At 60.4% G+C, this 9,984-nt stretch carries 10 protein-coding genes and 3 pseudogenes; 3 read left to right on the top strand and 10 right to left on the bottom strand.

Features of this window, described 5'->3' with window-relative positions:
* Window positions 1–675 (bottom strand): annotated as a pseudogene (locus AF337_RS39860) (IS3-like element ISRel21 family transposase); the annotation flags it as partial.
* Between the two features lie 125 nt (window positions 676–800).
* Here AF337_RS39860 and AF337_RS39855 point away from each other — a divergent pair.
* Window positions 801–1,176, top strand: a pseudogene (locus AF337_RS39855) (nodulation protein NodZ); the annotation flags it as partial.
* Window positions 1,177–1,316: 140 nt separating this feature from the next.
* Here AF337_RS39855 and AF337_RS39850 read toward each other — a convergent pair.
* Window positions 1,317–2,261, bottom strand: a pseudogene (locus AF337_RS39850) (IS630 family transposase).
* 118 nt (window positions 2,262–2,379) lie between these two features.
* Between AF337_RS39850 and AF337_RS06615 the strand changes: the two are divergent.
* Both AF337_RS06615 and AF337_RS06610 read left to right on the top strand, forming a co-directional pair.
* Complete coding sequence (locus AF337_RS06615; RefSeq protein ID WP_018247218.1) at window positions 2,380–2,697, top strand: hypothetical protein; 318 nt, start codon at window positions 2,380–2,382, stop codon at window positions 2,695–2,697.
* A gap of 214 nt (window positions 2,698–2,911) precedes the next feature.
* The gene (locus tag AF337_RS06610; protein ID WP_004674430.1) at window positions 2,912–3,115 is read left to right on the top strand and encodes a hypothetical protein; all 204 of its coding nucleotides are present in this window, start codon (window positions 2,912–2,914) and stop codon (window positions 3,113–3,115) included.
* Between the two features lie 274 nt (window positions 3,116–3,389).
* Here AF337_RS06610 and AF337_RS06605 read toward each other — a convergent pair whose 3' ends face one another.
* From AF337_RS06605 to AF337_RS06570, 8 genes are all read right to left on the bottom strand, one after another.
* Window positions 3,390–4,055, bottom strand: coding sequence for a Crp/Fnr family transcriptional regulator (locus AF337_RS06605; RefSeq protein ID WP_004674428.1), 666 nt, complete (start codon window positions 4,053–4,055; stop codon window positions 3,390–3,392).
* A 31-nt stretch (window positions 4,056–4,086) separates the two neighbouring features.
* Window positions 4,087–4,245 (bottom strand): cbb3-type cytochrome oxidase assembly protein CcoS, encoded by a 159-nt coding sequence (ccoS, locus tag AF337_RS06600; RefSeq protein ID WP_004674425.1) that lies wholly within the window; start codon window positions 4,243–4,245, stop codon window positions 4,087–4,089.
* Window positions 4,242–6,524 carry a cation-translocating P-type ATPase gene (locus AF337_RS06595; protein ID WP_049731494.1) on the bottom strand — a complete coding sequence of 761 codons (2,283 nt, stop codon included), beginning with the start codon at window positions 6,522–6,524 and terminating at the stop codon, window positions 4,242–4,244. Before AF337_RS06595 ends, ccoS begins: the two co-directional genes overlap by 4 nt.
* Entirely contained in the window at window positions 6,521–7,006 is a 486-nt protein-coding gene (locus AF337_RS06590) for a FixH family protein (RefSeq protein ID WP_004674419.1), read from the bottom strand. The genes AF337_RS06595 and AF337_RS06590 overlap by 4 nt, the downstream gene beginning before the upstream one ends.
* A complete protein-coding gene (gene ccoG, locus AF337_RS06585) occupies window positions 7,003–8,577 on the bottom strand; it encodes a cytochrome c oxidase accessory protein CcoG (protein ID WP_004674417.1) in 1,575 nt (524 codons plus the stop codon). Before ccoG ends, AF337_RS06590 begins: the two co-directional genes overlap by 4 nt.
* Before the next feature lie 167 nt (window positions 8,578–8,744).
* The gene (locus AF337_RS06580; RefSeq protein ID WP_004674416.1) at window positions 8,745–8,930 is read right to left on the bottom strand and encodes a hypothetical protein; all 186 of its coding nucleotides are present in this window, start codon (window positions 8,928–8,930) and stop codon (window positions 8,745–8,747) included.
* 11 nt (window positions 8,931–8,941) lie between these two features.
* Window positions 8,942–9,805 (bottom strand): cytochrome-c oxidase, cbb3-type subunit III, encoded by an 864-nt coding sequence (gene ccoP, locus AF337_RS06575; protein ID WP_004674413.1) that lies wholly within the window; start codon window positions 9,803–9,805, stop codon window positions 8,942–8,944.
* A gap of 1 nt (window position 9,806) precedes the next feature.
* Entirely contained in the window at window positions 9,807–9,959 is a 153-nt protein-coding gene (locus tag AF337_RS06570; RefSeq protein WP_004674411.1) for a cbb3-type cytochrome c oxidase subunit 3, read from the bottom strand.
* Window positions 9,960–9,984: the final 25 nt, after the last annotated feature.

Here is a 9,984-nt window from a genome sequence, read left to right as displayed (position 1 = left end):
GCACGCGCAGTTTCTTACCCGTTGCGAGTTGGTCGTGAACGAAGTCCATCGCCCAGACGTCGTTGGGTCCGACGGCCATGTGCCGATCCTCGCGAAGCTTGGCTTTTACCCCCCGCTTCGGTGTCTTGTTCCGCAACTGTAGCCCCAAGTCCCTGTAAATGCGGTAGGTTCGCTTGATGTTGGTGCCCCAACCCTCGCGTTCCAACAGCACATGCACGCGGCGATAGCCGTACCGCACACGGATCTCGCAGATCTCGCGAATACGACGTTCCAGACCGGCCTGATCAGCACGGCGAGAGGTATAGTGGTGAGTTGATCGATCGAAGTTCAACGCTCCACAAGCACGTCGGATCGAGATCGCCCAATCGCAGCACATGCCTTTCACCATCTCCCGCTTCCGAGCAGGCCTTAGAGCTTTCGGCGGATGACATCCTGCAACATCTCGCGGTCCAGCGTCAGATCCGCGACGATCTTCTTCAGGCGCGAATTCTCGTCCTCGAGCTGTTTCAGCCTCTTCATCTCCGGTGGCAGCATGCCCGCGTATTTTTTCTTCCAGTTGAAATAAGTCGCCTGGCTGATCCCCGCCTTCCTGCAGATTTCAGCAACCGACACGCCTTCATCACCTTGCTTCAGAATGAACGCCTTCTGAGCGTCCGAAAACTGCGACGCTTTCATCGTCTTCTGGTCCCTTTCCCAGCCAGGAAAATGCACCGGAAAACTCTAACCAAAATTGGTCCAGTTTGAAGGGTTCAGATCAATGGGCCGGACTCTAATCCATTCTGGAGGAAATTCTCAGTGGCAGGTCAGTGTGCACTGCCATCGAAAAGGCCAAAGCGATACCGCATCGACGCCCTGTGATGGTTTTCTTGTGTACGGACAGCGCGCAGGTACGGGACCATTTACTCGGTGTATTTCCCGATCAATCACTATCCCGAAATGCTTTCAGGCGGCCCAGGCCGGCCATTACACAGTGCATCGCTCGGAGTGGACGGCGGTATCTCTGCTCTTACAGAGATGTACCTTCTCGCCCGATGCGATACGGTAATTCGCTTTCCGCCGGCCAGCGCCTTCACGCGCTATGCCCGTCTCTTCGTGCCACGTGTTATTGAGTTTGACTTGAAAGATCCGACTCGCTTGATCTTGACTGATGAATCGTCCGAGCATGAGCCGGCTTGATGAACCGGCACTCCGCTGAACAAATTCTCGGCGCCCTCGCAGGATTGAGGAGAGGTGTTCACTGGATCGCGATGTGGGCGCAGCACGCGACGAGACAAGGCGGGGGCGCATCCTCTCCTAGCGTCTAGAGCAAATCCTGTTCAATCCGGATCATATCCAGCAGCCTTGAAGCAATTGGCGCATTCTGCGGGGGTGAAGCGGGGTATCAGGGCGCCAACTGCATCCCAGAGGGCGTCAATCTTTCGCTCTGCCCGACCTCGCAGCATCGCCTTCAGTTTGGAGAAGGCGTTCTCGATCGGATTGAAGTCTGGGCTGTAAGGGGGCAGGAACATGAGCGTGGCGCCGACACGTTCGATGGCGTCGCGTACACCCGCTGTCTTGTGAGCCGGTAGGTTGTCCATGACCACCACGTCGCCGATCTCCAGGGTAGGCCCCAATACCTGTTCGACGTAAGCCAGGAAGACAATTACCGTTCATGGCGCCATCGTAGACAAACGGCGCGGTCATCCCAGTGAGGCGCAACGCTCCGGTAAAGGTCGTTGTTTTCCAATGGCCATGTGGCACGCCAGCTCGGCAACGCTCACCTCGAAGTGCACGTCCGCGTAGCCGTGCCATCTTGGTCGAAAGGCCGGTTTCGTCGATGAAGATCAGCTTTTCTGGATCGAGATCCAGTTGGCCGTCGAACCAGACACGCCGGCGCTTTAGGACATCCGGCCGGTCCTGCTCCAGTGCGTGGGCGGTCTTTTTTCAAAGGTCCATCCGCGGCCTCGAAGCCAAGCGCCAAGTGCGCTGCGGCTGATCTTCACCTGCCGCTCGACGGACAAGCGCTCAACCATCTCATCGAGCGTCACATCCCTACGCTCGTTGATCAACGCGACAACGAATTCCTCGTGTGCATCCACTGCCGAAGGTCGTCTCCAGCCCTGTGGCCGAGCAGTTAACTCACCCTCTTTCGCTCTTGCAAACCAGCGGATCGCCGTCGAAATCCCAACTCCGAAACGAGCCGCAGCCTGTCGAGCCGACATGCCGGCCGCAGACGCTTTCAAAACCCGTATTCGAAGATCATCGCTCAGTGCTTGTCCCATCATCCACCTCTTCTCTGTGGATGTTTGAATCAGCATCGATGGACGCCGTCACATCACAATCGATTCATCGATCGCAGGACTTGCTCTAGCGCGTCCAAAGGCTTGCTGGATCATTGTTGTGAAGGGTAGCTATTGGGCGCCTTCGGTGAGTGGAAACGGCACCGCGCGCTCGACCCGCATCATTGGCATAGCAAGCTCGCACGTCGGCGATTCCGATGGGACGAGGACGTTCGCGCGCCACAGCCTCGTCGGCGCCTTAGCCGACGCCCTGCCTGATGCGAGGGCGTTCGTCGGGCTTGGTCGACAGATTGCCATCAAGCTGATGTTCGTGCTCTATGCGGTCGTGGGCGTGGCCGGAGCCGTTCTTTATTCCCGCATCCCGACACGTCTGGCAAACCGCTCGACCACAGAAGCCGCCGCCGCGCTAGGTCCTTAGCGCGCATCGTCCTTGCAACTCGCAACTCCCTCAGCCTCGACGCATTCGCAGGCGTGATAACGCCGGCTGCGAAAGACAGAAGATGCACTGTTGTAGTCTCCGGCTCCCGCCGCTGCTTGCATGACGGCTTGCGCCAGTCGTTGACAAAACTCAATTGGCCAGCCACCATTCCCGTTGCCCGGCCATTTGTAATGAGTAAGTCTGAGGTGGTGCCATGCCTCGCATGATCAGGTTCATGCTCACGCGTTTGGCGACGGGGTTCGCAATTGGATCCGCCGTGGGCTTCTTCGTTTGGCAAAATGGATTTGCCGCGGCAGGCACGGTTGAGAGTTATCTCGCGCAGGGCCTGTTCATCTACCTCTTCGCAAGCACCATCAGCATGGGTTATCTCGCGACGGCCCTGCTCCTCGAAGAATAACGCCGGACGCTCTCCGTCGCATGTTGGTGCTCGTTGCGAACGTTCGTCTGCACTTCCCTATTAAGCCCGCCAGTCCGACGGTATCCGCATGTGTCGTCAGCGCCACCGTTGATGCGGACAAGGCCTGAAGCAAGCGATGAAAACAGTCGAGATGACAAGAACAATCCCGATGAGCATGACGTCCTGGTACATTTTGCGCCTGGCCATAACGGAGCAAGCGATCGCCACATTGACGGCGGTCGAATTCCGGCGCGGTTATCGCCCTACCCCGAGGTCAGCACGCCTTCCGCAGCAGGTCGACGCTGTCGACCACGACGACCCTGCCTCTGACTTCGACCCCTGCAGGACCGAGGGCAGCGAAAGCCCGCGAAAGGGCTTCGGGCGCAACCCCCAGTTTGCCGGCCAGAATTCTCTTCCGGTAAGGCAGGCGAAAGGTGGCCTGCGATGCTGAGGCCGGGCAGCGGCTGACGAGGTAATTCGCAACACGCTGTGCAGCCGTGTGCAGCCGGTCTCCCGCTATGCAATCCATGGCACCGAGCAGATGCCGGGCCATGATGCGCATCACGTTGCGACGCATGACGGGGTCCCGGTCGGCAAGCGCCCGCAACTCCACAAGGTCGAACAACGCGACCTCTGCGCCGTCGGCGGACCATGCGCTGTAGGTGTAGGAGCCGCCTCCCGACAGGAGATATTCGCCGAACGTCTCGCCCGGTTCGCAGATGCAGATATCTGCCTGGCGCCCCGCGGATTCCGACTTCGAAAGTCGCACGAAGCCGCGCATCACGCAATAGACGAACGACGCCTGCTGGCCCTCGGCGATAATCCGCTCGTCCGGTGCGAAGATCTGGAACTGAGCCGTGTCGGCCAGTTCTTCTATCCTTGCTTTGTCCAGGCCGTGAAACAGGTCAGATCGCAAAAGTATGGGATGTCTCGATAGCATCGATCTTCCTTTCGTTTCGGCCGTGAGCGGTTCAAGGTCTTTTGCAATCGGTTTCGTCCTCGACGAGGATTCGCCAAGCTGCTCCTTCAAGGTCGTCGTACTGGCGGCTCGTCAGCGACCAGAGGAACGCCAGGAGACCCATTCCCCCCATCAGCAGTGCGATCGGCATCAGATAGATCAGCATGTTCATGTGGTTTCAACTTCCGCACGTCCGCCGGCAAGCGGCTCGCTCCGTAGGCCGGGGCGCCTGCCGAAGGCATTTAATCGCAGCGCATTCGTCACGACGATGATCGACGAACTCGACATGGCCACCGCCGCTATCAGCGGCGTTGCCAGGCCGGCGATTGCGATCGGTACCGCAAGCACGTTGTAACCGATGGCGAGAGCAAAGTTCTGTCGAATGAGGCTGGCGGATCTTCGCGCAACGGCGATTGCCTCAGGAACGGCATCGAGACGATCGTTGAAGAAGATAAGGTCGGCAGCTTGCCTGCCGACGTCGGATGCGGTTGCGGGCGCCATCGAGACCTGCGCGGCGGCCAGCGCCGGTGCGTCGTTGATCCCGTCGCCGACCATGAGCACACGATAGCCCTCGGCGCCCAGCCTCTGGAGTTCCTCGACCTTCTGTTTCGGCGCCAGGTCGCCCAGAGCTTTGCCGATACCGAGAGCCCGCGCTGTGTTGTCGACGACGGCCTGCCTGTCGCCGGATACTATCAGCGTTTCGATACCGGCTGCAGCGAGCTGGCGGAAAGCCTCGGCGGCGCCCGGACGAAGCGTGTCGTCAAACAGGAAACGGGCGAGATCGACGCCGTTTTTCGACAGGACCACCTCCGAAAACGGAGTATCGCCCGCGGGCGTGAGCCCGGTTCCGCAGGCAAAGGCCCGGTTGCCGAGCCGATAGAAGTCCGCTCCTTTCCAGGCTTCCAGCCCCCCGCCGGCGATTTCCGTGACCCTGTCGAAGGCGAAGGGGTAAGAGATGTCTATGTCCCGCACCAGACCCTGGGAAAGCGGATGCCGTGAATGCGCCGCCATTGCGCAAACGATGGCGCTATTGCCCGCGATCGCGTCGCTTCGGACGAGGCGGGGCCGGCCCATCGTCAGGGTGCCGGTCTTGTCGAAGGCCACCATGTCCGCGTCGGCCAGTCTTTCGAGCGCCGAACCGTCCTTCACCACGATGCCCCTGCGGAAAAGTTCGCCGGCGGCGACCACCTGGACCACCGGTACAGCAAGGCCCAATGCGCAGGGGCATGTGATGATCAGCACCGCGACCGCGACCAGCATGGCCTGTTTCCAATCGCCCCCAAGCAAGCCCCAGGCGAGAAAGGAGGCCAGCGCCAACAGGTGCACGGCGGGAGAATAAAGTGCTGCGGCGCGATCGGCGACCCGGCGATAACGAGCCCTGCCGCCCTCGGCCGCTTCCATCAGGCCGATGATCTCGGAAAGAAGCGAATCCCTTGCCACTTTGGTCGCCCGCAGGACGAGCGAACCGGTCAGGTTCATCGCACCCGAATTCAGCGCGCTGCCTGCGGCGACGGCGACCGTGCTGCTTTCACCGGTGACGATGGAGAGGTTAACATCGCTCTCGCCGCTGACGATCATGCCATCGACGGGAATGCGTCGGCCGGCGGCAATCGCGATGTTATCCCCGACGGCGATCTCTTCGACCGGGATGTAGTGCCGCGACCCGTCCGGCATCATCAGCTGCGCCCCGCGCGGCGCCAGTCTGGCAAGCCCGTTGATCGCGGCGCGGGCTTTTTCCCGCATTACATGATCGAGGGTTCTGCCGATCAGCAGGAAGAACAGCAGAGACACCGACGCGTCGAACCAGGCATGTTCGCCATGGTGCATGGTTTCCCATAGGGAGACCGCATAGGACAGCGTCACTGCAAGCGAGATCGGAACATCCATGTTGGTGCGCCTACGCTTGAGCCCGCTCCAGGCCGATTTGAAGAAGAAGCGTCCACCATAAATCAGCGCCGGCGCCGCGATCATCGCCGAGATCCAGTGAAACATGTCGCGCGTGGCCGCATCGGCGCCCGACCATACCGACACCGAGAGCATCATGATGTTGGCGGCCGCAAAGCCGGAAACTCCAATCGCCAGCAGTAGCTGGTTCCGGATCCTGTCGGTTTCGGGTGCTGTCGACGTGATGAGATGGGCGCGGTATCCGGCCAAGGTGATCGCGGCGAGGATTTCGGAGGGATCGGTCGCCTTCGCCTCGATCTCTTCCTGATAGACGCAGGTGACACGCCGGGCGGTGAGATTGACCCGGGCTTTCCTGACGAACGCAAGCGCCGACAGCGCTTTTTCGAGGGTCAATATGCAGCCGCCACAGTGGACGTCGGGTACGCTGAGGTCGATCTGGCGTAACCCTGCCCCGAGCGGGTGGCTTGCAAGGCATACCTCCTCGGCGCTGGCGGATGTCGCGCTGAGGCCGAGAACGCTTTCCGCATCCATCGAGCAGCAGGTCATTGGCGGAACTCCGCGGTGTCGAAGCGTTTGGCCTCATGCATGACGACCGCCCCGTTCATTCTCGATATGGCCTCGACGATCCAGTCGCCGGCGACAACCTGGTGATCGGCTTCGAACCGCCCTTCGCCCGTCTTCCGGAGCGTCACGCGGAAATCCTCATGATCGCCGACGGGCCGTTTGAAGTTCAGCGTGACATCATCGATGATCGCAGGCGTGCCGGCCTTGTCGTGGATGTCGTAACGGATTTGGATGCCCTTAACGACGAGCGCGCCCTCGACGCCGGAGGCGGCCATTGCCTTCATCGCTGCCGCCCTGGTGTTGAATTCCTGGCTGGCCACATAGGTGTTTTCCACGACGATGCCACTCCAGCTGGACGCAGCATAGAAGGCCATGGTGGCGTTTACGGCGATCACTACGGCGAAGAATGCCGAGGTGGCAAGCAGCACGTGCAAGCCGGTAAAGCCCTGAGTAGAAGTCTTCATTTCACGTCTCCCGGCGCGTTGAACGCGGCGCGATAGCTCGCCCGGTCGGCTTGACCTGCGTCTTGACCTATATCTTCGATGACGAAGAGGAATTCGTTGATCTCTGCCCCGTCTGGGGCGCGCGTGACGAAGACCTTGAGCGTCGTGGCCGCGTCGGGTTCGACGTGAGCGGTGAAGCTGCGGGCATCCTGCCTGCCGAACTCGGGAATGCGCATTGTGCCCCCCTCCAGCCCGACGAGGGTGATGGTCACGTCCCGCGGCTTCGGCACCATGTTGAGGACATGCAGCGTGTAGCCGTTTCGGATGGAGCCGTCGCTTTCCAGAACATATTGAGGGTTCCGGTCGTGGATAACGTTGAGCCTGAGCCGATCGCGTAAGGCGAGATGGACGACCATGGCGACGCCGATCGATGCCCAGACGACACCGTAGAAGACAATTCTTCGGCGGAAGATGATGCGCCAGTCGAAATTCCGGACAGCTGGCATGAAGCTTCCGTCGTCGTTTCGGACATTGGAGGGCTGGATGGCTGTCCGTCCTCCGTCAGTAGCAAGCGACATGTTGCTCGAATATTCCTTGAGCGTCGCATAGGCGATCAGGCCGTGTGGCTTCCCGAGCTTGTCCATGACGCCGCCACAGGCGTCGATGCAGAGGGCGCATGTGATGCATTCCATCTGCTGGCCGTCGCGGATGTCGATCCCCATCGGGCAGACGGCGACGCAGGCATTGCAGTCCACGCAATCGCCCACCGGCAGACCCTGAGCCTTCTTGCCATGGCGCGACCGCTGCTCGCCCCGCCAGTCGTTGTAGGTGACAACAAGCGAATTCTCATCCAGCATCGCGCCCTGAATGCGCGGCCACGGACACATATAGGTGCATGTCTGTTCGCGCATGAGGCCGCCAAGCACATAGGTCGTCGCGGTCAGGGTGGCGATCGTGGCATACGCAGCGGCAGGAGCGCTGCCGTCAAACAGTGAAGCCGCCAGGCTCGGCGCGTCGGCAAAATAGAAGATCCATGCTCCGCCCGTGGCGACGGCGATCAGCAACCAGATCGCGTGCTTGATCACCCGCTTCCTGAGCTTGTCGAAAGTGAAGGGGTCGGCATCGAGCTTCATCCGAGCGTTTCGGTCGCCTTCGACGGCGCGTTCGACGACGATAAAGAGATCGACCCAGACGGTCTGCGGACAGGCATAGCCACACCAGGCGCGGCCGACAGCGGCGGTGAGGAGAAAGAGGCCGAAGCCCGCCATGACGAGCAGGCCCGCCACATAGTAGAATTCCTGCGGCCAGATCTCGATGAAGAAAAAGAAGAAGCGCCGCGAGGCGAGGTCGACGAGGATTGCCTGATTGGGCGCATAGGGACCGCGGTCCCAGCGAATCCACGGCGCGAGGTAATATGTGCCAAGCGTGAGCAGCATCAAGACCCATTTGAACCGGCGAAAGGGCCCTTCGGCTCGTTTCGGAAAGATCTTCTTGCGCGGCGCATAGAGAGACTGGCGGTTGCGCCGGGCGTTGACGGGTTCGACGCGAACGTGGTCAATGTCATTTAGATTAGGGCGGGTATAGAGATTCATAGGACCTGTCCGATTTTCACCACTCTTTTCCCAGCCGTGGCGGATCCGTTCCTTGATGCAGATCAAGAACGACCGTGCAGAAGCGAAAAGGCCACGCCCCAGAGTAAGGGCGTGGCCGGAGGACAGCGGCGGAGAAACCGCTGGGACGTCCTCCACAGGAGCTGAAACTATCGGCTCGTCTGCTTGTGGTCTTTGAGGCAGATCAAACTCACCATCGAATTGCCGATTTTTGCCGGGTCGTCCTGCTCCGAAGACGCAGGCATCTGTTGGGCGCGGGCTGAGACACGCGATCGGATAACAGCACGCGGCGCGCCGTAGAGAGGGAGGATCGGATTGCGGTCGTGGGCTGTCATGTCTTTTCTCCTTACGTGCCGCCGCCGAGCGCATGAACGAAAATAGTAAGCTCGTTTACCGTTGTGTCCCCCAGGCGCGCTGCCCAGGCAGGCATTACGCCATGTTTGGGAGAGGCAACCTGACGAAGGATGGCGTCTTCACCCCGCGACTTCAGCCAGATTGCGTCGGCGAGATCCGGCGCACCCATTTCCACCTTTCCTTTGGCGTCCTCGCCGTGACATGGGGCGCAATTGTCGAAGAAAACCTGTTTTCCGGCCGCCGCCAGACCGACATCCGAGGGCGTATTGGTCAGCCCCCAGACAAAGGCGGCGACCTGCTTCATCTGGATGGGCTCCAGAACACCGGCAAAGGGCGGCATTTCGGAGGAATGGCTATCCGTATCGCCGTCGAAGCGGATGCCATGAGAGATCGTGGCCTGGATGGCATTCAGATCCCCGCCCCACAGCCAGTCGTCGTCGTTGAGATTCGGAAACCCCGGACCGCCGCTCGCTCCCGATCCATGGCAGGGCGCGCAGTTCACCTTGAAAGCGGATGCGCCGCCAGCGATCGCGAATTTACGAAGAGCAGGATCCGCGTCGATCTCCTCCACTGTCTTGGCAGCGATCAGGTCATGGAACTCCGTCTGCGATGACTTAGCGAGATTGAGGTCCTGCTGCAGCTCGGCGCGCGTTGAATAACCGAGATAGCCGTTAGTGGCGGAAGTGATCATCGGGATGGCCGGGTAAGCGATGGCGTAGCCGATCGCCCAGAGGATCGTCACGTAGAAGGTCCAGATCCACCAGCGCGGCATGGGATTGTTGAGCTCTTGGATGCCGTCCCATTCATGACCCGTCGTTTCGACGCCGCTCAGTTCATCGATATGCTTTTGCGACATCTCAATCGTCCTTCAAGGGAATATCGGCGGCATCTTTGGCCGTCTGCTTGCTACCTGGGCGAAGGGTGAGCATGACCGCGCCGACGAAGAATGCGGCCATTGCCAGGAGGCCCCAGCTGTCGGAGAAGTGTCTCATTGCAGTGTAAGTTTCCATGGATCACCTCACCGGTAGCCGGTGG

The sequence above is a fragment of the Rhizobium ecuadorense genome (genome assembly GCF_001187535.1).
Lineage (GTDB): Bacteria > Pseudomonadota > Alphaproteobacteria > Rhizobiales > Rhizobiaceae > Rhizobium > Rhizobium ecuadorense.
This window is presented reverse-complemented; position numbering and strand designations above follow the sequence as displayed.